This window comes from Massilibacterium senegalense (genome assembly GCF_001375675.1).
GTDB classification, from domain to species: Bacteria; Bacillota; Bacilli; order Bacillales; family Massilibacteriaceae; genus Massilibacterium; species Massilibacterium senegalense.
The window spans coordinates 145,914-167,784 of the sequence record NZ_LN831785.1; the positions used below are offsets into that span (position 1 = coordinate 145,914).

Annotated in this window: 18 protein-coding genes and 2 pseudogenes; 6 read left to right on the forward strand and 14 right to left on the reverse strand. The window is 34.4% G+C overall.

Annotated features, from left to right (window positions below):
- Positions 1-3: 3 nt before the first annotated feature.
- The 3 genes from BN1372_RS01470 to BN1372_RS01480 are packed head-to-tail and all read right to left on the reverse strand — an operon-like array spanning position 4 to position 4,239.
- Positions 4-2,322: an ABC transporter permease gene (locus BN1372_RS01470; RefSeq protein WP_062197126.1), complete on the reverse strand. Its 2,319-nt coding sequence runs from the start codon at positions 2,320-2,322 to the stop codon at positions 4-6.
- Complete coding sequence (locus BN1372_RS01475; RefSeq protein ID WP_062197127.1) at positions 2,307-3,605, reverse strand: MFS transporter; 1,299 nt, start codon at positions 3,603-3,605, stop codon at positions 2,307-2,309. Before BN1372_RS01475 ends, BN1372_RS01470 begins: the two co-directional genes overlap by 16 nt.
- Complete coding sequence (locus tag BN1372_RS01480) at positions 3,598-4,239, reverse strand: TetR/AcrR family transcriptional regulator (RefSeq protein ID WP_062197128.1); 642 nt, start codon at positions 4,237-4,239, stop codon at positions 3,598-3,600. The genes BN1372_RS01475 and BN1372_RS01480 overlap by 8 nt, the downstream gene beginning before the upstream one ends.
- Before the next feature lie 301 nt (positions 4,240-4,540).
- Between BN1372_RS01480 and BN1372_RS15100 the strand changes: the two are divergent.
- A pseudogene (locus BN1372_RS15100) lies at positions 4,541-5,556 on the forward strand (IS3 family transposase).
- A 282-nt stretch (positions 5,557-5,838) separates the two neighbouring features.
- On the opposite strand, the gene BN1372_RS01490 reads toward BN1372_RS15100, so the two are convergent.
- From BN1372_RS01490 to BN1372_RS01500, 3 genes and pseudogenes are all read right to left on the reverse strand, one after another.
- Complete coding sequence (locus tag BN1372_RS01490) at positions 5,839-6,591, reverse strand: hypothetical protein (RefSeq protein ID WP_062197129.1); 753 nt, start codon at positions 6,589-6,591, stop codon at positions 5,839-5,841.
- On the reverse strand, positions 6,588-6,914 hold the full coding sequence (locus BN1372_RS01495) for a PadR family transcriptional regulator (RefSeq protein WP_062197130.1): 327 nt from the start codon (positions 6,912-6,914) through the stop codon (positions 6,588-6,590). The genes BN1372_RS01490 and BN1372_RS01495 overlap by 4 nt, the downstream gene beginning before the upstream one ends.
- A 173-nt stretch (positions 6,915-7,087) precedes the next feature.
- Positions 7,088-8,266 (reverse strand): annotated as a pseudogene (locus BN1372_RS01500) (IS3 family transposase).
- 266 nt (positions 8,267-8,532) lie between these two features.
- On the opposite strand from BN1372_RS01500, the gene BN1372_RS01510 reads away from it, so the two are divergent.
- The 5 genes from BN1372_RS01510 to BN1372_RS01530 all read left to right on the forward strand — a co-directional run bounded on the left by BN1372_RS01510 (position 8,533) and on the right by BN1372_RS01530 (position 12,106).
- Positions 8,533-9,234, forward strand: coding sequence for an ABC-three component system protein (locus BN1372_RS01510; protein ID WP_062197133.1), 702 nt, complete (start codon positions 8,533-8,535; stop codon positions 9,232-9,234).
- Entirely contained in the window at positions 9,221-9,451 is a 231-nt protein-coding gene (locus BN1372_RS01515; protein ID WP_062197134.1) for an ABC-three component system middle component 7, read from the forward strand. Before BN1372_RS01510 ends, BN1372_RS01515 begins: the two co-directional genes overlap by 14 nt.
- A complete protein-coding gene (locus BN1372_RS01520; protein WP_062197135.1) occupies positions 9,438-11,072 on the forward strand; it encodes a DUF2326 domain-containing protein in 1,635 nt (544 codons plus the stop codon). The genes BN1372_RS01515 and BN1372_RS01520 overlap by 14 nt, the downstream gene beginning before the upstream one ends.
- A 17-nt stretch (positions 11,073-11,089) precedes the next feature.
- Positions 11,090-11,302, forward strand: a complete 213-nt coding sequence (locus BN1372_RS01525; protein WP_074018096.1) for a helix-turn-helix domain-containing protein — start codon at positions 11,090-11,092, stop codon at positions 11,300-11,302.
- 147 nt (positions 11,303-11,449) lie between these two features.
- Positions 11,450-12,106 carry an NgoBV family restriction endonuclease gene (locus tag BN1372_RS01530; RefSeq protein WP_062197136.1) on the forward strand — a complete coding sequence of 219 codons (657 nt, stop codon included), beginning with the start codon at positions 11,450-11,452 and terminating at the stop codon, positions 12,104-12,106.
- A 20-nt stretch (positions 12,107-12,126) separates the two neighbouring features.
- On the opposite strand, the gene dcm is transcribed toward BN1372_RS01530, so the two are convergent.
- The 8 genes from dcm to BN1372_RS01575 form a co-directional block, all read right to left on the reverse strand.
- Positions 12,127-13,629, reverse strand: coding sequence for a DNA (cytosine-5-)-methyltransferase (dcm, locus tag BN1372_RS01535; RefSeq protein ID WP_082418909.1), 1,503 nt, complete (start codon positions 13,627-13,629; stop codon positions 12,127-12,129).
- A gap of 334 nt (positions 13,630-13,963) precedes the next feature.
- Positions 13,964-15,745, reverse strand: coding sequence for a recombinase family protein (locus BN1372_RS01540; protein WP_062197137.1), 1,782 nt, complete (start codon positions 15,743-15,745; stop codon positions 13,964-13,966).
- Between the two features lie 574 nt (positions 15,746-16,319).
- Positions 16,320-16,574: a helix-turn-helix domain-containing protein gene (locus BN1372_RS01550; protein ID WP_062197139.1), complete on the reverse strand. Its 255-nt coding sequence runs from the start codon at positions 16,572-16,574 to the stop codon at positions 16,320-16,322.
- Positions 16,558-16,995: an RNA polymerase sigma factor gene (locus tag BN1372_RS01555; protein WP_062197140.1), complete on the reverse strand. Its 438-nt coding sequence runs from the start codon at positions 16,993-16,995 to the stop codon at positions 16,558-16,560. Before BN1372_RS01555 ends, BN1372_RS01550 begins: the two co-directional genes overlap by 17 nt.
- A 563-nt stretch (positions 16,996-17,558) precedes the next feature.
- Entirely contained in the window at positions 17,559-18,461 is a 903-nt protein-coding gene (locus BN1372_RS01560; protein WP_062197141.1) for a DUF2268 domain-containing putative Zn-dependent protease, read from the reverse strand.
- 5 nt (positions 18,462-18,466) lie between these two features.
- The gene (locus BN1372_RS01565; RefSeq protein ID WP_062197142.1) at positions 18,467-18,823 is read right to left on the reverse strand and encodes a MerR family transcriptional regulator; all 357 of its coding nucleotides are present in this window, start codon (positions 18,821-18,823) and stop codon (positions 18,467-18,469) included.
- 411 nt (positions 18,824-19,234) lie between these two features.
- Entirely contained in the window at positions 19,235-20,173 is a 939-nt protein-coding gene (locus BN1372_RS01570; RefSeq protein WP_062197143.1) for a hypothetical protein, read from the reverse strand.
- The gene (locus tag BN1372_RS01575; protein ID WP_062197144.1) at positions 20,166-21,803 is read right to left on the reverse strand and encodes a hypothetical protein; all 1,638 of its coding nucleotides are present in this window, start codon (positions 21,801-21,803) and stop codon (positions 20,166-20,168) included. Before BN1372_RS01575 ends, BN1372_RS01570 begins: the two co-directional genes overlap by 8 nt.
- Positions 21,804-21,871 lie beyond the last annotated feature (68 nt).

The window sequence follows — 21,871 nt, forward strand, 5'->3', positions numbered from 1 at the left end:
AATCTACTCCTTCATATTTTCGGATATTTTTATTTGTCCCGCACTCGATGAGCCGATAATTGTTGCGATAAGTACCGAGCATACCATCAGCAATGGACATAATAGGTACGCAGAAAGTGGGTTAACAACAAACTCAAACGACGACGCTCCAAACGATAAGATAACCATGCTCGCAAGTACCTCTCCGAGAGTGTTTGCTAGAATCGTCCCAATAACAATTCCTATAATGAGAACAAATACCGAACGCGCAACATACTGTATTGTAATATCCAAGTTTGTAAAACCCAACGATTTTATTACGGCAATGGAATATCTGTCCTTTGCGACAAGCATTTTCATAAACAATAGTGTAACCAATACCGTTATCATCAGCGCAACAACAATTGCAACAAAGGAGGCCATTCCGAGGGAGCTGATTGTCGAACCGTATGTTTGTTCAATATATTCATCAATATCCGAAACCTTTGCATAATAAAATTTATCCGCATATTCCGAAATTTTACTATTGATAAGAGATTGATCTGAAAGCTCAGCACAGATTACGTACCACATAATGTCCGCCGAATTGTCGGAAAAAACAGCCTTTGCAGTTTTACCTCCGTTGGTAATGTCGGAATAAATACCGCTTACCGTAAGTTTCTTTTCTTTTCCCTCAATCACCAGTGTCATGATATCTCCGACCTTTTTGCTCAGTTCTTCAGCGTTCATGGCCGAAAGCGCAATTTCATCTTCTGCGCTTGGTGCTCTGCCCTCGGAATATTCTACTGGGAATATAGAATGGTCGCCGAGTTCTATTTTCAACCTTTCTTCCGAGCCATCCTCTGTCTTTGCTTTGAATGTTTTTGTTGTAAGCAAGGTGTACTTTGAAATCGCACGATCGTTACTCATCGTTTTTATAATTTCCGAAGCTTTTTCAGAAATATTGTCCGTCTGCTGTATGTCAATACGCAAATCACTATTGCCTATCCCCATATATGTGATGAAGCTTTTTGAAGAAATCGTGTTGTACAAGTTCTGTGGAACGATAATGATAAATGCCGAGATTATCAGAACCGCAAACATTGTAGCGTACAGCTTTTTCCTTGCAAGTACATCTTTGATACCGAGAAAAATATTCGTGTTAAACAACCGGTTTCCACTCAGGTTAAAACGCTTTGCTCCTACGTTTTTTTCCTGCGATGTACCAAAACGGATTGCTTCGGCAGCAGATATTTTTCGAAAGCGTCTCAATACTCCGTTTACATAGGCAATGATTGCAAAGAAGACAAGCAGTATGCCGATTATTCCGAACAGCAAGGCAAACGAGGAGTTTTCACTTTCCCCCATATAAAGCCGTATATTTTCAAGAAGGATGCCTCTGAACACAAAGGAAAGTGCAAATCCGAGAATACAACCAATTGCCGCAATCACTGCGTATTTCACAAGATAAATCTTTTTTATGTCGGAAACACGTAGCCCTATTGCTTTCATCACACCTATTTCGCGGTAGTCGTCTTCAATTTTCGCAAGAAGCGTAAAGCGTATACACATTAATGCGATTGCAACGACAAGTACACTTACAAGAAGGATGACTGCAATCATCAGACCATCAGAAATGGCATTAAGCATTTTAAAAAGCGGATATGTTATTGTCGGTCCGTTTGCTTCAAGTCCTGCGGAGGTGTAAGCAGTTTCGAATGCACCAATTTCAGACAGGTCCTTTAATCTGAACTCAATCAGATATTCTGTCCGTCCAACATCCTTTATTTCCGCATAATCATTTTCGCTTACAAGAAACCTCTTTGACGAGGCAAGCAATGAATTCATCTGTGAATCGCGTAAAAATCCTGCAACGGTAAATTTCTTTCTGTCTATCACAACTTTGTCACCGACTTTTGCAGTGCCGTCCTTCATATAACCTACCGGAACATAAATCTCCCCGTCCGATACATTTATAACATTCCCGTCAAGATCAAGGAGATAATCAAATTTTTTGCTTTGTGTGCTGAATCCGTTGTCCTGAATATTTTCCGCAAGCGATTTTCCGTCAATTACAATTTTCGCACCGTCAACATTGAGAAATTCAATCACCTGAAATTCATCGACATGGCTGTTCTGCTTCGCGAAATCAGCAAGCCGTACCGTATCAATATCACCTGAATGCATCTGCATAAAATGCGGAGTTTTCGCCTGCTTCATAAGTGTATCTATCGCACCTGAAAGATTGACGACAAGTATTGCCGAGAGAGAAACAAGCATAGCCGCGGCAGCGACAAATATCATCGTTGTTAGTGTTATTAGTTTGCTTCTTAAAATGTCATTACGAATTATTCTATGATACATAGTTCACCTCTTTTTTCAAGCTTTTTAACTGAGTTCAAGTTATATAGAATGACTGAAGTAACACATAACAAAAGCCCAGCGATAATAATGAGGAATCCAGTTCCTCTGCCACTACCTGTACCAATGATTTTCCCCACACTATCAGCTAACACTCCGCCGTCAACTAACAAAGGAGTGAACACAAAATCTGCAAGGATACCCGAAAGCGAATAAGCTGCAACAAATCCAAGCTGAGAAATTATCCCGATAAGTGACCATGCTCTTCCCTGAACAGAATGATCGATGTTCGTGCGAACAAGAAAATCGAGAGTTGTGTTTGCAAAAGGCATCATTGCAAAAAAGAAGAATCCGGAGACACAGATCAACATAATATGTTCGCGAAATCCAAATGCCGCCATAAACATTCCTTCACAAAACAACGCAATCGAAAGAATTTTCAAAAAGTTTTTCTTTATAGGAAGAAAACCGAGAATCACACTTGATACAAGCATCCCCGAAGCGACAATCGTTTCAATTGTCCCAATTACAGAACTATCTGTAAAAGCTAGCAGCATAGGTATAGAGAGTGTTTCAATAAATCCGAGAAAAAAAGTCAACACGGATGTGATGATGACAAGAACTAACACACCTCTGTTTTTGGAAATTGCGTACCAACCTTCTTTGAACTCGCGTATAAACGATTTAGTTTGTTCATATGTCTTGGAAGGAAGACCTCTTCGAACAGCAAACGTAGTTAAAACGGTAACAAAAAAAGTGCAAATGTCGATGATAAGCAACAGCTTTATATCTGCAACAGTGAGTAAAAATCCCGCAATAACAGGAGATATCAGAAATTTTGCCGAACCCGCCAATTGGACAAGTCCACTTGCCTTCGTATACTGTTCTTCAGTAAGTAAATCAGTAACCGTTGCTTTATATGCGGGTTCGAGTAGCGAAGAAAAAACGGAGCTAATGGTAACCCCCACACAAATCTGCCATAACTGTGCTTCTCCGCGAAACATACAAATTAAAATAAAGACGATTCCTAGTGCGGAAAGACTATCACCCAACACCATCAATAACCTACGGTCATAGCGATCTGCAAGCACTCCCGAATAAGCGCTTAAGAGAAGCGATGGCATAAACGCAAGCAAGGTGACAAGCGCCATTGCCGACGCCTTCCCCGTTTGCTGGAAAACATAAATTGCAAGCCCAAATGACGTAAGGCCTCCTCCTATAGCGGAAACAAATTGACCCGACCAAAGTAGAAGAAATTTATTAAAGGATTTGACTGAGTTATTCATTGTTGCTACCGTCTTTCATACCAAACATTTTTAAAGTGTCCATTAGACTTCCACTTTCTGCACCAAGCAACCTTTCTACATTGCAGATAAAGGCAACCATTCGTGAAAAGAGCTCCTCGTTCGTCATTGTAACCATATCATTATCAAAAATGGTAGTCGCATAGATTACAACCATTTCCATGCACTCATACGGAAATGGTGTATTGAACATTCCCTGATCAATACCCTCGCGAATGATTTCCGCTAATATCGGTGGAACACCATTGATGATAACTTTTTGTATTTTTTGATGCATAAGTGCGTTCTGCGGCTTATGAATGTGCTCCATAATTTCCTTGCTATTTCCGCCACTTATGTTCAGTGCCATCACAACACCGATAATGCGCTCGACTACAGGTATGCTCTTGTCTGCAGCGATTTCCTGAGCCGCTCCCAAAAGACGGGCACTGTACCGCTCAATCAGCGCGTCCATAATATTCTCCTTCGATTTAAAGTGATGATACAATGTTCCACGCGCAATACCGACCTTTTCGAGAATATCGTTTGTACTTGTCCCGTCAAATCCCTTCTGACCGAACAGTTCATCTGCCGCGTCAAGAATTTCGTTCTTACGTACTTTAGCTTCTTTTCTCATCCAATCCCCCCTTACAGACCGACTGTCTGTCTATTTGATTGTATCGTTTTTTCTTCAATTGTCAAGAAAATATTATAATTTTGTTGCATTTAATTTTATAACAGACCGTTTTTTGATAACTATTTATGTCTATTAATATTTCATAGGCCTACTATTTCAATTGTTGCCCAAAACTTGGATTGGCTACGCTTTACGAAACAACTTTTATAGGTGGTATAAATAAAAACACGATTATATCACAAAGAAGCGTACCCCTATGGCAAGAAAACGAAATACGTATACATCTGAATTCTAACTACAAATGGTGAAGCTATATGAAAACGGAAAGAAACGTTCTGACATCATAAGAGAATACAACCTAACACCTTCTGCACTAGATTGCTGGATTAGATACTACTAGGAAACTGGCTCATTTAAAGCAGAAGAAAACCATTCAGAAGAAAAAAACGAATGAAGCAAACAGCGCTGATCATAGGACGAAAATAGAGATCATTCGTAAAAACGCAAATCGCTATTCGGTATCAGTAATGTGTAGAGTCCTGCAAATCTCAGGAAATACTTATTATTATCAACTTCGCAAAATAGAAGGCCATGAAAAACAAGCTGCACAGGCTGATTTAGAAGAACGTGTCTGCCACATTTTCAAGCAAAGCCGCGCAATAACTATGGTTACACGTAAAATCAAACGAGAGCTGGCCAAACAAGGCTTAATCGTTTCCAGATGTCGCAGTGGTCGTGTGATAAAGGAGCTTGATTTAACATCAAAATACACAGTGGCGTATTATAAACTGCAAAAGAAACCGAGTAATGAAGCAGTGATCACTAAAGCACTCAACCGTGAATTCAAGCAAGATCAGAGATTGCGTGTGCTCGTGAGTGATTTAACGTATACACGCGTCAATGGAAGATGGTATTATGTATATTTATTTGTCGACCTTTTTAACCGAGAAATTGTTTAGGCGAGCGCTGGTCCAAGAAAAGACGCAGACATTATCTAACGAGCATTAAGTACAATTAAAGATAATCTAAAAAAACTGATATATTTTCCATACATATCGTAGTTTTGAATTTGATAATCAACTCATGATTGAGGCGACAGAGGCATTTGAAATCAAGCGTTCACTGAGTGCAAAGGGCTGTCCGTATGACAATGCAATCGCAGAAGCCACGCACAAAAGTTTCAAGGTGGAATTTATTTATCAATATACATTTGAAACGCTGGAGCAATTAGAAATCAAGCTGTTTGATTATGTACACTTGTTTCACAACATTCGCATTCATCAAACATCGGGATATTTGACGCCCGTTAAATTTTAAGCACAACAGATGAAGATGAACATGAGCTACACTAAACCCAAAGAAACATCAAAGGATAGGCTTTATATGGAGCAGTGGGCATGGTAGCCTCGTTTAGCCGAGCCAGCACAGCTGGGGACCCATGCCCACAGAGGCTCCATGTCAGATCCTAACTGTTAAGTACAACCTTAACAAGGAAGAACAACCCTTACAAAAAATGTATTAATAGGTGTTAACATTACAATATTATCCTCTTAACGTTTTAAATGAGATAATATTCTGCGTTATTTTTAAGATATATATCTATTCAGCACTTCGCTTTCTAAACATAAAATAAAGTATTCCAATCATAACAGGGATGCCTAGAATGATAGCCAAAGTAATATAAAATGGATCCTCATTAATCTCTGTTGAGAGAAATCGTTCAGCTAATGGCCCCAAAGACATGAAAAAAGGAACAATTACTGTTAGCCAAGACTTGGCATATAAGACCCAAATAACAAAAACAGTAATACATCCAAGTAATATCAAAGTGTTTTGCAATGGAGTTGCCACAAAAAATGGATCTTTATCAAATAAAAATACAAGAACAAAAAAGCCTGTTAATATTATATAAGACATTCCAATAATGAAGGAAAACCATTTGGAATAGAAGACCTTGGGCAAAACACGCGCCAATAAAAATCCATAGAGAGCCAGGGAGAAAATCGTTCCAATAATTACTCCCCATACTCCAATTTTAGAAAGGGAGAAATCCCCTCGAATAGATAGGGTAAAACATATAAATGCCATTATTAATAAAGCAGACATTGGAGCCAAACTAAGAATTTGTCTAGCATCAACCCCCATCTCCTGACTAATACTTTTCATGTATATTTGTGGTGAACCTCCTGTAATGTCCTTAATGCTCTTTCCCTCTAATTCAGCTTCAAGTAAATGGTCTTTTAGCTCAACTATAATCTCGTTAATTTCTTTTTCCCTCTTACCTTTTGACAACAAGTACATTTTTAATTCTAAAATAAATTGTTTTGCCTGTTTAGATAACAACTTTATCATTTTCCCTCTTCTAATAGTGAAGATATTCCAGACGATAGTTTAAACCACTGTTGTTTAAATCTTTCTAGTTCTATTTCTCCTTCTTTTGTAATCGAGTAATACTTCCTTTTTGGTCCATTTGGTGATTTCCTTAATACGGATGTTACATAATTATTTTTTTGTAATCGCATTAATACTGGATAAATACTTCCTTCACTTACTAAAACAAAATGATGCTCTTTTAATTTTTCAGTAATTTCGTAGCCGTATGTTTCTCCTTTTGCGATTAGTGCAAGTAAACTTCCATCCAATAAGCCTTTTAACATTTGGGTAGTAGTAGACAAGGTACTTCACCTCAATTATTTATTAATTCTATCTTACATCATAGTATAGTGTTATACAAGATAGTAGCCAAACCTTTTTGTTTTTAATATAAAGAAATGTAACTAACTTATTTAGGTATCCCTGTTTAACTCTGTTTCATGTATTGGAATGTCAACACTAAACTGGACAAAAATTATAAGGTCAGTTGTTTGAATTCCACAGGCGTTAAATAGCCTAGTGTTCCGTGAATTCGAATGTTATTGAACCAATGTACATAATCATCAAGTTCAAGAGCGAGCTGTTCAAGAGAAGAGAAATGAGCTCCGTTAGAGAATTCTGTTTTAAATACCTTAAACATCGCTTCAGCCACGGCATTATCATAAGGGCATCCTTTCATGCTCAGTGATCGCTGGATACCGAATGTTTCAAGAGCCTCTGAAATTAGTTTATTATCAAACTCTCTTCCTCGGTCCGTATGAAACATTTTGACATCATTTAAATTCGCCTGGATCCGCGCAATTGCTTGATACACCAGCTCTGCCTTTTTGTTTGCTCCCGAGCTATGACCAATGATTTCACGATTAAATAGGTCGACAAATAGGCATACATAGTGCCACTTATTTCCGACACGGACGTATGTTAAATCACTGACAATAACCGCTAATTGTTCGTCCTGTTTGAATGGACGCTGTAGTTCATTTTTTACGGGTGCTTCGTTACAACTTGATTTATGTGGCTTAAATTGCGCCACCGTATAGTTGGATACTAACCCTTGTTCCTTCATTAGACGCCCAATTCGGCGACGTGAAACGTATTTCGGTTCAGGTAATTTCTCTAATTCTTTTTTGATTTTACGAGTGCCATAATTATTACGGCTTTCTTTAAAAATACGAGTAATTTCCTTTGAAATCTCTGTATCTTCAGCCTTTTTTGCACGTTTACTAGATAAATCGGCATGATAATAATACGTGCTTTTAGGAAGATTGAGGACGTCACACATTGCTGATACCGAATATTTGTGAGCATTATTTCGAATCACATCTATTTTCGTCCCATGATCAGCGCTGCTTGCTTTTTAGAGTATCTAGCATTTTAATGCGTAGATACTTTTATACCTTTAGGTGCAAATATCATTCTCCATTAATAAACGTTGGTTTTCTTTACGTAATCTAGCCAGCTCATTTTCTTCTTCTGTTCGATTATCTTTGGCAGCGAAAGAGCCTGTCTCTTTGTGATTTTTAATCCAACGATCTAACGCAGAAGGCGTAATATCATATTCTCTAGCAATATCTGCACGAGATTTACCATTTTCATAAAGCTTCACTAATTGTAGTTTAAATTCGGGTGTAAATGTTCGACGTTGACGTGTCATAATAGCACGCTCCCTTAAGTTAATAGTCTAAGTTTACAAGCCCTTATTTTATCTGTCCAACTTAGTGTAGCCTATCCAGTGAAATATTAAAAATTCTAGAGAACGATAATACAGTTTCCGAACACAAATATAATGAATTAAAAGCTTTTTATCTAAACGGAAAAACAAGCTTATTTTTAGCTCATTGTTTACTTTATGCAATTAATAAAACTAATAAAGTTTTATCACATATACCGACTGCTGATGACTATCCTCTTTTAAAAGAAGTGAATAATCATTGTCCTTCGTGTACTAAAAGCTTAGTAAAAACTGAAAAAGGAAAGTCGATTAGTCAATACGAAATAACTAGGATTTTTCCGGAAGGGTTAGATAAATCAGAGGAACAGCTATTTAAAGACACTATCGCTCCTCCAAGCAAATTGGAGTCCAACGATAATAAAATAGCGTTATGTCATGATTGCTCTCACTCTTATACCTTTATACCTGATGTTGATGAATACAAACTGTTGATGGATTTAAAGTCCGATGCTATTCGCTCAACTCAAACATCCGAATACATAAGTTCCATGGATATCGAACAAAAAATAACTGAAGTAGTTGATGCTTTGGGAAAAATTGATAATCTTAATAATTTACAGCCATTATCTTTGGATGCGGTTTCAATCAATAAAAAAATATTACCAGCTAACGTTATATTAATTTCAACGCTCACTAATCATGTACTGACCTATTACAATTTTATTAAGGATTCATTTTCAAGAATAAGTAGCTTTAACCGAATTGCTACAGAAATAAAATTAATGTACATAAAATTAGAGACTATTGAAAGTGATCAAAATGCAATTGTCGAACAACTTGCCGACTGGATTTTACTACACACTAAAAAAACTGCAAATCATAAAGAAGCCTGCAAAATTATAGTTGCATTCTTTGTGCAGAATTGTGAGGTTTTCGATGAAATTATCTAATAAAGTTGTCTCATATAAAACTAGTATATTACCAAAATTAGTAATTATATTGAATGAGTTACAAAATCAAGATATGAATATTAGCGAATTATATAAAAGAGTTCATAAAAAAATAACTGATATAAACGAATTCATACAAGCTTTAAATATTCTATACGCATTACATAAGATTGACTTAACTGAAGATGAGGTGATTTCTTTTGTTGGTAGAAATTAAGTCTGATAAATTTATAGAGAATGAAAAAATTAGACCGCCAATTACTTTTAATCCGGGATTAAATACAGTGCTTGGCAACAATAAAGGTTCAAACTCAATTGGTAAGTCTACATTCTTGATGATTTTGGATTTCGTATTTGGCGGAGAGGATTATATCAATAAATCTGTTGACGTACAAAAAAACATTGGGGTACATACAATAGATTTTAAGTTTAAATTTAACGAAGAAGATTTTTATTTTTCACGGTCTACCGGTGATTATACAGTTATTAATATATGTAATGAAAATTACGAAACAATTGATACTATTTCTGTAGACGAATATACTGAATTTCTTTCAGAACAATACAAACTTAATTTGCCAAACTTAACACTACGCGGAGCAATAGCACGCTTCTTTCGAGTTTACCAAAGGGAAACAACAGATGAACAGTTTCCGCTTCGGAGTGCTATTAGGGAGCCTGAAAAAGATGGGATTACAGCATTAACAAAAATTTTCAATAAATACAAATTAATTATGGAGCAGCAAAATATAGCTAAAATTGCTAAAGCTGAAGAAAAGACCTTCAAAGATGCACAAAAATTTAAACATATCAAATCAGTTAAGAATAAGACAGAGTTTAAAAATAATGAAAAACAAATCAGCATTCTAAATGAAAAGCTAGATGATCTAATGTCAGAGAACTCAAAAGGACTTTCTGATGTTGATTCTTTACAAGCAAGAGAAATATCTGAATTAAGGTCCGAACTATCTATATTAAAGCGAGAACGTATTCAATTAGAATCCCAGAAAAAATCATATGAGATAGATAATAACTTTTTAAAATTCACACAGCAACGAGATTTCGAAGCATTATTAGAATTTTTCCCAAATGCTAATATTAAAAGAATCGAAGAAATTGAAGGATTTCATAAACAAGTTAGGACTGTTCTAACAAAAGAGTTCAAGCAAAGTAGAAAAAATATCCTAGATATGATTAATTCTATATCTTCCAATATTGCGATATTAGAAGAAAAGATAACTAGCGTTTCTAATATACCAAATGTTTCCCAAGCCGTATTGACTCAGTATGCCGACTTGCAAAACGATATAGAACAACTAAAAGACGCTAACAACAACTTTCTTAAATTAAATAAACTAAAAGACCGCTCTACAAAGTTATCCAATAGCTTTAACATATTGTTGAAAGATGTGTTATCTGAAGTTGAAAAACAAATAAATAAAAAAATGAAAGAATTAAATGATATTATCTATGACGGGACAAAAACAGCACCCGAATTGATAATAGAAAAACATAATAGTTATTCATTTTACACTCCTAATGACAGTGGAACTGGAGCACAATACAAAGGATTAGTCATCTTCGATATAGCTATGCTTGCTCTTACAGATATACCTTTAGTAGTGCACGATTCCTTATTATTAAAACAAATCGAAGATGAAGCAATCGAGAAAATCATCGAAATTTATACATCTTTAGATAAACAAGTATTTATTTCGTTAGACAAGATTAGTTCATATCCAGAGGGTACACAGGAAATTCTTAACAAGACAAAGGTATTGGAATTATATCCAGGTGGTGGAGAACTTTTCGGATATTCTTGGAACAAAACAAACTAATTTAAGGAGGCTATATTTTGCTAAAAATTAGTTATAATAGATTGTGGAAGTTGTTAATTGATAGAAATATGAATAAGCAGGATTTAAAAAACGTTGCTAAAGTCAGTTCCGCTTCTATCGCAAAATTAGGTAAAGGGGAAAACATCACCACTGATGTTTTACTTAAAATATGTACAGCATTAGAGTGTGATATTTCGGATATTATGGAGATTATTAAGGAAGATAGATAGTCCCATCATAAAACATTCAACGCCTTCCAATAGGTTAAGTATGCTACGATAATTTAGTGTATACTTAGAATCATATGTAAAGAAATAAAATGCAGTCTTATCAATCTAGAATAATTAAAGAAAGCATAAATTTATAGGGGGATCAATATGGAAGTTAAAAATTTAGATGAATTATATTTAATAACTAAAAACAGACTCGAGGAACAACATGGAACAATAACTATTAATTTCGCAAACAAAACCCATGTATATTCAGGAAACGATGTTATAGGAAATTGCTTGCAAGAGTGGCTGCCTGATTGGTTTCAACATTTAGGTATTGATATAAGACCAGGTGATAACACTCAAGCCTTTCCAGATTTTGTAGCTGTTTTTGATGGTGTTAATTACGATGTTGAAGTCAAAGCATGGAACTATAGTAACTCACCTGCTTTCGATTTGGCAAACTTCTCAAGTTTTTTAGCTACAACATATGAAAGTCCTGGAAAATTAGATGCGCATTACTTCATTTTAGGATATCAACCAATGGATGACGGTTTTTCACAAGGATTTATTGTAAAAAAGGTTTATTTAAAGTACATTTGGGAAATCACCGCTCCATCAAGAAAATATCCTATAGGTTTACAGGTTAAACGTGGCCAACCATATGCAATGCGTCCTTTTAACTTCTCACGTAATGAAGACGGAAGTTTTGAAAATAAAAATGAGTTCATACTTGCTGTCAAAGAAGCTTTCGAATTGTTCCCTAACACAGCATTACCTTTTTCACCTGATGAATGGATTGAAAGAGTACTTTCTTATTAAAAAAAATGGTGCTTTTTAATTTATAGCACCATTTTTTCCTTAATTTCATTATTTTTATATTCCTCAGATGTTATATATGATTCTAACAACTTTTCAGAGACAGCCTTTATAACTGGGACACAAACTGTATTACCTAGTAAATCAAATGCCTCATTTACTTTTAAGAAGTCAAGCCGGTAATTATCTGGAAAGCCAAATAGTTTAAGTCCCTCTTTTATAGTTAATGTCCGAATCCCGCCATTAACAGGAACTGCTAATTTATGAACGTCTGTTGCAACTATTGTAGGTGTCACACTATTGGGGCAAAGAATCTTAGTAAACTCGAATGAAAGTTTACCTGAAACAATATTATACCCTTTCTCTAACGTAGTATCTGCGACTCTTCTGTTGTTCACTAATTGTTTTGGATGTTCAAAAGTAAGATACCCTTTAGCAACTAAGTCATCTAGCAAAGATTGTAATTCAGGATGTGGGTAAAATGTTGATATCATTTCTGCTGTTAAAGGCATTCCATCCATCCATTTTATTCCAATTATATCTGCCCATTTTTTATTTCTTCTTTGTCTCAACAATTTTTCCAGCAGGTCCTTTTGCTCCTCACTGACCTCTCCCTTTAGTCCAATATTCCAACTATGGATGTTATTATTCCCCCCCCGCTTATCTTTTATTGCTTTTCCGTATATTTCATCTATCTTATAATGTGATAATAACTTTTCAGTAAATTCCGTTTGTACAGGTGGTACTGACTCATCTATAATGTCTCCTAATACAGATGTTGATGTTTTAAATCCTTCTAGTTCCTGTACTTCTATATTCTTTAGTCCAATAATATAAATTCTATTCCTAGATTGTGCTAATCCAAAATCCTTACCGTTCAGGACTTTTGTCTGTATAAAATACCCCATATCTTCTAGGGTTTTACGTATTATTTTAAATGTTTTGCCTCGATCATGATTTACTAAACCCTCTACGTTCTCCAAGACAAATCCAACAGGATTCTTTTCTGTCAAAATCTTAGCGATATCGAAAAACAATGTTCCACGAGTATCTTCGAAACCTAATCCTAGGCCCGCTTGCGAGAACGCTTGGCATGGAAATCCCGCTAATAAAAAGTCAAAATCCGGTAAATTTCCTGGATTAATTTTGGTTACATCGCACTCTGGGTTTTCACCAAAATTAGTCTCATAGGCTTTAATTGCAGCGGGCTTAATATCAGAAGAAAATACACATTTACCTTTTAGCCCCATTTCATTAAGAGCTTGTTCAAACCCTATTCTTATTCCTCCCAATCCACTAAATAAATCAATATAAGTTATTTCGTTTTTGTCTTGTTTTAGTTCTGACTCTAACTGTTCTACGCCCATTTCAAGTAGCCTCCTACATTTCTCAGAAAAACTGGTACTATAAGGCAATGGTGCTTCTTCAATAAATTTTTTTTCATCACTATTTAAATAAATTGTTACAGGTTGCTTCTTATTTAGATTACTTTTTCGACCTGCACCTTTTCTATTTCCACCATGCATTTTCATACCTCCCCTATTCGGTGATATGAGTATATCACAAGGGCATTGTTTTTTCAAGAAGTTTGGAACCCAAATCCAAGAAGTATTTTTACCTATTATTTTATTAGACTAACACAATTATAATTCTATATAAAATGAAAAATATATTATTCATTTTATAATGCGAAAGCCATCCATTCTGTCAACTCCCCCACCCAAAAGGCATTCTATCAACTCAACCCCACTTCATTTCCACCCAAATAAAAATAAGATTTCCCAGCCTGGACACTCTCCAAAACCACTGGAAAACCTTATTCTATCAACACTTCATTACATTAGTTCCTATTCATCCACCCTAGACATCAATGCTACCAACTCGACGTGTGTCGTCACTACTATGTGAACACAATTTGTTATCCTCGTTAGCTGTATGTGAACACAATTCATTAGATGTTTTTATGTTATCTTTTTTCGCATTTCTTCGCGCAGGTTTAAATATCTCGCCATCAAGACTGTTACTTAATCCCGTTTTATATACAAACGTAATCATGGCAGGATCTTTGTTTCCATCTTCATCTACTCCGCCGACAATTATCTTATCAACAACACTTTCGAATACATATCGATCAAATGTATCAATCACTTCATTTTGTTCTAAAACTTTTTTGAAAGTTAATAAGCGTTTTTTAATATCTTTTTCCTCTTCCAAATTCGATAAAGACTTTTCCCTTGTTTGCACTTTCTCATTAATTTCTTGCATCAGTGCATTGTACTTTTCTTCATACGTTTCATTGTCGATGATATCCTCTAATCTCATATCCACTAATTTATTCTTTTTGTTCTCCAATCCTTGAATCTCTTTTTCTATTTTAGCTATTTCTTTATGAATCGTATTGGAGCTCAATGCTTCTTCCATTCGTTGCAAAAATTCTTCCAATACATCTTTGTTATTATTACACATAATTCGGTAACTTTCTAGAAAGGCTTTTTCAATAGCTTCTTCGGGTATTCCTTTACTATCTGGACAGAATCTTTTCCCCTTCTTTGTGCTTGTAACACACTGCCAAATCGTTTTACCGTATTTCGTTCCACTATGCCATCTACGTCTCGTTAATGTACTGTCACAATATGCACATTCAATCATGCAACTAAAAGCATATTTACGACTAAACTTCTCTCGCTTCCCACCATTATTAGCTACTGTATTTCGTCCGCGATTTCTTCTCATTCTGATTTCCTGTGCTTTATCAAATATTTCAGCACTGACAATTGGTTCATGGTGATTTCGTAAATAATACTGATCTTCCTCACCAAAGTTTTCTAATCGGCGTTTTGAAATGGGATCTAATGTAAAAGTTTTCCCCATTAAAATATCGCCTTTATATTTTTCATTCTTTATAATTCCAAGTACAGTTGTTTCAGCCCATGTGGGAGTATCTTTCTTTGTTTTGTAGCCTAAATTCTCTAACTCTCTTGAAATGATACTTCCCCCTGCTCCTTCAACATATCTTTGAAATATATAACGAACAATTTCCGCTTCCTTTTCGTTTATTGAAATACTTTTATCTTCTGGATGATAGTCATAACCAAGACATCCTTGAAAACCAACTAACTCTCCACGTTGCATTTTCATCTTTAATCCCTTTTTAACATTGGCAGATATATTTTCAACTTCCTGTTGTGCGACTGAACTTAAAACGACAAGTAACAATTCACCATCCATTGTCAGTGTATTAATTTTTTCATCCTCAAAATAAACGGCTATATCTCTTTCTTTTAACATACGAACATATTTCAACGTATCTAATGTATTCCTTGCAAATCTAGATATTGACTTCGTAATCACCATATCAATATCTCCATTCATACAATCATTAATCATTCGTTGAAAATCTTCACGTTTAGTAACTTGTGTGCCTGTGATGGCTTCATCCGCATAAATATCGGCTAACACCCATTCTACATTTTTCTGAATTAAATCCGAGTAATAAGAGACTTGTGATTTATAGCTATTTAACTGATCTTCCGAGCCTGTACTTACCCTACAATAGGCTGCTACTCTAAGCTGTTTTATTTCTTTTCCACGTTTCTGGTTGGCTAAGTTACTATTGGCCCGAATCACTTCTACTTCCGACATAATAGCTCCTCCCTTTTGTGTTCCTTATATACTTTCTATTATAGCACCAAAAGGAACACAATTCAGCTTGTAATATCGGAGATAATACAATATTCTTTCATTAACTTATTTTTAACCATGTAATATTCTTTTTCAGTAATCAATTTACGGGTTAGCAGTTGTTTTAACATAGCAATTTGCATACTATAAAGAATCAAATTCTGTTTCAAAAACACGCCCCCTTATAATTAATCAATTAAAAATCAGACGGCTGTTGGTACAGCTCCACGGGAATTTCACCCCTGCAAGTATTCCTTCCAGCTCTATTCATAGCTTGCGACGCTTTGAACGCTCGAACCATGACGATAGAGGAGTATCATTATCCTATCTGATGAGTTATCGCCAACAATCTACCACGATTGTATTAGACTCATAGATAATCGCTCGTTTCTATCGAAAGTCATGGCGTATGAGTCAAGTAGCTCTGCATCAGTAGAACGTATCTGATTTTCAGTTTATAATGCACGACGTTATCTTCCGTGCTTTCTTTGTCAAAGAACAATATATATGTGAAAGGGAAAATTTAACCATGTAATCAAATCTTGAAAGCTAAAATGCCTTGCATCAGCTTCGAACGTAAACGATCACGTGTATCTTCATCAATGCCCCAATACGTATTTCCTTGTTCGTCATAAAGTTTACGCATCGACAAACTAGTCATGTAGCTTCCATAATGTAGAATGACATATTTCATTGCTTCTGGCTCACCCTTATTTGCAGCTAAAATAATTGAATACGGTAATAAACCACGTTCGTTGTCTTTTGTGTTAGCATCAATCATCCCAGTCATCTGCATGTTCCTCCAAAAATCGCTTTAACCTTTTAAAAGAGCTTGTCCGCCTATACTGAACCGTACTACGAGGAATCTCTAGTAGTTCAGCTATTTCTACATCTGATTTATCAAAAAAGTAGTATAGTAGGACTGTCTTACGCTTTTCTATTGGCAAAGTACGCATCGCTTCAGCAAGTAATATTGGAGTGACTCTCTTACCAGCCACTTGTAGACATTCTCCTTCTTCTCCTTCATATTGCTTATCCAAGGTATAAAGTTGATTTTCTTCTTGTGGCGTAAGATCAGAAAATGTCATCTCCTTTGCTTGTCTTTGTTTCCTTTCGTTATAAATATTTATCGCTTCATTCTTCAACACACGTTTACAAAAAGCATTAAAGGCACAGCGAACTTGCCACTCGGTACGATCTGGTTCTATCATGCATTTCCTCTCCCTTCGCAACTGCAAAGGTGGGTGATGATTTCCCCTTTCATAACCTTCAACAAGATTTTTTATAAAATGCCAAAGATCGGAGCAATATTTTTAAAAAACTTTATTATACACAAAAAGCCCGACTGAACATAAACCAGTTGGGCATAAAAATTGATCGTTTATTAAATCTTGTTTGTTGGCACAGTGCAACTATAATCATCCTATAATTATTAAGGACGTTTCTTGAAATATCGAATGGAATCAAATCAAGATAAGCATAAATAAACACGGCGATAACCTCCTTCATACCGCCGAGTCATTAAAAAAGATCAAACTTAATACATCTTCCGTCATTCTATTTTTTAGAAAAACGGCGGTTTTGAAATTTTTCGTTTTCAAAACCGCCATTTAATACTTTAACTATCTATTTTTTGCACTCCTTATAAACAACGGTTTTTAGGTTGTATTACTGGTTGAAGTTATATATCACAGGTTCAAAAAATCGGATACCTTACAGATTTGATACTGTTTTAAAAAAAGATACAGAAATAATATTCTTCCACTAAAACTTATTAAAATAAGCCAGATCCATTAATGATTTCATCACTAGAAAGCAACGTAGTTTCATATATCGTTTTATTATGCTTTTTCATAAAAGTTTGAACAACTTTAAAACCTACTGCATAACCAGCACAAAAAGAAAGACCTACAGGTTGGTATCCCTCTTGTTTAGCAATCTCATCACCAAACATATAGCTACTTACTTCGGCAAATCCTTTTATATTTAAAGCTTCTCCAATAACATGGGTTGAATACTCTAAATCGTCTTTGTCCATACTAGTCACCCATGGACCTAACTGTTCTGTTCCACACAGTTCTTTCGCAAACGAATCAGCCAAACCTTCGATGACAAGATAATCTCCCACTGTTACATTTCCATGATCCCAATTAAAATAAGAAAAACGAATATTGTGATGGAACTCATGAGCAATAACAGCAGGAATTTTAGGTATATTGTAATCGTTCGGGAAAATATTCACAGTAATAAACCCAGGTATACCCCCAAATCCTGTATATCCCTTCTGAAGTTTCAATTTATATGGATCTGCAACATATAATCCAAACTTAATTTCATCAGCATTTACTTTCAAACCTGCCTTTTTAGCATTTTCTATACAGGTTTTGATAGTAATCTCCGCCACTTCATAGGCATTGTTATCTTTTAAGATAGATAGTCCTTGTTGAATTTGTTTATCGTTAGAAATATCTGCATAACCTAACATTTTTGTAGCCATTAAAACGTCATAACCATTTTCTTGTTTTGCTTTTATAGGGACATTTATTAAATTCCACATTTCCTTAAATGGAGCCATCATTTTGTAACGAAAATATTCTTCTCTTTCTTCTAATTCAGTAATAGCAAGTAATTCTTCGTATTGTTCTATTGTATTAATCAATTTATAGGTCAAACTCATTCCAATCACCTCTTTCGCAAATATCTAGTGTTGTAATTTTGAAGCAACTTTATATTTTTTATAAGATTTTCTTCAGTGGCACCTAAGTCCAAATGAAATAATATATTTTCTAGACTTGCAATCATTTGGTTCATGTCGTTTTTTATCATAACTAATGAAGGTTTCCGTTCTAAATCTTTAAGTTTATAACCTGTTATTTTTGCAGCAAGGATTTCAGTAATTTTTTCTAAGTCTGACTTTAATAAAACCAATTGACCTTTGTTATTCTTTTTTGCTTTTAATAAATCTAAATTAGAATAGTATCGTATAGAGCGCTCAGTTAACCCGGTCATTTTATAAACTTCTCCTGTAGTAAACAGCATAATTCACCTCCCTATTCTAAGGGTAAAGTATGACGCTACGTTAATGTCAATTTTTAATAAGGTTCAGTCTTCAGTATCCAATAAAAACGAAATATTTTTCATGGAAAAACTTGCCATATTACCAAAACTGACAAATCCCAACCAATAGTTGGTACCATACAGCAGAAGATGCGCATACCAAACGTTGTAACAATATAGCTACTAAAAATTTCAATTAACAGGAACATGCGGATGCAAAAGAACAAAACATACCTTATATTCTGTGTTTTTGTCAAAGGATAAATTATGCTTACTGGAAGAAAAAAAACAACGGTTTTGAATTTTGTTATTTTCAAAACCGCCGTTTTATGCTAGTTGTGTATAGTTTGAAGATCGATAGATCTTCTCTTTCATAAAAAAACCATTCAAATGTTAATCAAATTTTGAATTCCACAATTCAATAATGTTAGTGAAGTTGTTCAAATTATATAAACTTTGAACTTTCTCAACGTAGTTTTGTAAGATTTTCTTAGTTTCTTCGTTATCACAAGATATCGATTGTAAGGTGTGAAGATATCTTTCTATTCTTTTCATCGTATTAAAATACTCTATGTGATCAAATATTTCTTCTTTAAGGATATTTCTATTTTCATCAATCTGTGCTTTTAATTTTTCTTGTTCTTTAGCAAGTTTCTCTGTTTCATGGCGAGCTCTTATTAATTTTTGTTCCGCTTCATTTTTTATTCTTTCTTCATGCTTTTTATCTCGAATCAGCAAGTATTCTTTCCTTAAATCTAAAAAAATTGCTTCAAGCTGATTAAGCAGACTTTCCAATTCATCAGTATAGATTAACTTATTTTTATTTTCTGAATTGATTAACTCGAGCTGTATGGTTCCGGAATACTTTTTTCTATATACTGGTTGCATAGCTCCTATTGTATCATTCCTTACTTTTGTTTCTAAAAGTGTCACCTTCCAACTTACATAAGGTAATCGTAATTCTGTATAATAATCCCCTTCATGTCCGGTGCAAACTTGTCCACCTAACAATTCAATACCTCTTAGTAACCTATTAACAAACGTGTATGCTAGCTTTCTTTTTAAAGGAGAAACATGAAGGTCTAAAATTGTTTTATCTGGACTATCTTCATAATTAACTTTTTGCTTCTCTTCGAATTGTAAACTAAACGGGAGTTCTTCAATATAGCTATACTTATTGTTTTCTTCTCTCTTTTTTTCAATCCGGTCATATTCAAGAATTAAAGAATGTAAATTTGAAGACTTAATTGATTTTAGCGACCTTACCCACGTAGTAAACTTCTTTTCATCATCGAGATTATCGAGATGATATTTCAGGGGATTATCAGACATAGTTGACACCACTTTCAAATTCACATCCACATTTATATAAAGCATCTACAAGCTTTTCCAAATCTTCTTCCGATTTTACTTTTTCAGGAATTAAAAGTTTAGGTGTAGCACCTTGCAATATTGTAGACAGACCTAGCATAAAATCCGAAAATGATGGATAGGAATTTCGATCAATCTTATAGCCACGTTCAGTAAAGCCATATATTTTTCCCCATTCATCAATCTTATTTATATGAAATCCTATAAAACTATTAGGTTTTGAAGCGAGAGAATTAATTAAGTCTTCCATTCGCTTTTTAAGTACATTACGATTATTTGTGTCTACAAGGTCAATGATTATTTTTAACTTTAATTTCATTTCATCAATAGCATGATGTAATTCCATGATATCATCCATATTATGAACCACCGGCTCTTTACTTGTTCTAATTGAATTGGTTTTGATAGCAACAGAAATTTTTCCTAGCGATTTTAAATCCTTTTCAACCTCTGAATACCTATCTATTAATTCTTTCATACCAAAGATAGGAGATTTAAATGGAGTCCTAAATTCAATTAGTTTTGGCTTCCCATATTTTTCAACTGTTTCTTTTATATTATTTACTACTTGATTTTTTATAGAATTATTTGTCCATATATTATTTGTAGTTTTTTCATTTAAAATAGAAATTATATATTGATCTTTTCTTTTGTTTTTTATTAATCCATTTTTTGATTCTATATACTCTATTCCACTTTGTATTTCTTCAGGATATTTTTGGTTTCCATTACTTATTGGTATCAAAACTCGATGGTGTGTTTTTAAATTCACTTTTCTAGTCTTTACACATAATTTTTCGTACTCAGGCCAATAAGACGTATCTTCCAAAATATCAAAAAGCCAACTATACATTACCAACATCTCAAAATAATCTCTCTTACCATGCATAAAAGGTTTATCCCGATGTTTTTCATATTCCTCGTCTATATCAAATGGGTTGTCTTGATAGCGATAATCATAACTATTAATATAATAATGTTCTTCATACTGCCTAGAATATTTATGCTCTACATACTTATCCGACCATTTCCATGCAATATTAAAAGCATAACTTGCTATGTTAACCCCATATTCTCTATAAGAATCCATTACCCATTTTACAATATTATTGTCTAACCCCTTCATTTCCGAACGATTCGGTTTTGACATATAGTAATTCCAATACTCTTTAACAGCTAATACTATTTTGTCAAGATCATCATCAGAAAGTTCATTGTCCGATAATCTATCTGCTACTTCTTTTGAAATTCCTAAAAATTCAGTTTCATTGTAGTAAATATCAATATCTTTTTGAGCATCACAAACTTTCTTTATAAAGGTATCTACCCTTTTTTTCTTATTCAAATAATATTCTTCAATAAAATTATGTGTTTTTGGGAATTGATTTATTAATGTTTTCTTTGACTTTTCAATTGTCTGTTGAAGCTTAATTAATTCATAATTATAATCTTCTGGATTCAAGTAATCATTGAAATATTCGGAGACGAACTGAATAATCTTGCCCATGTTATCCGAGTGTTTTGTAAAATCGAATTCATTTACTTTCTCTTTTCTTTTTCGCATGGAAATATATTCTTCAATTTTAAGCATATTTATCTATCCTCCTTAGTAACCGTTCACATCACAATATCACAAAACTGATTGCATCTATTATGGTC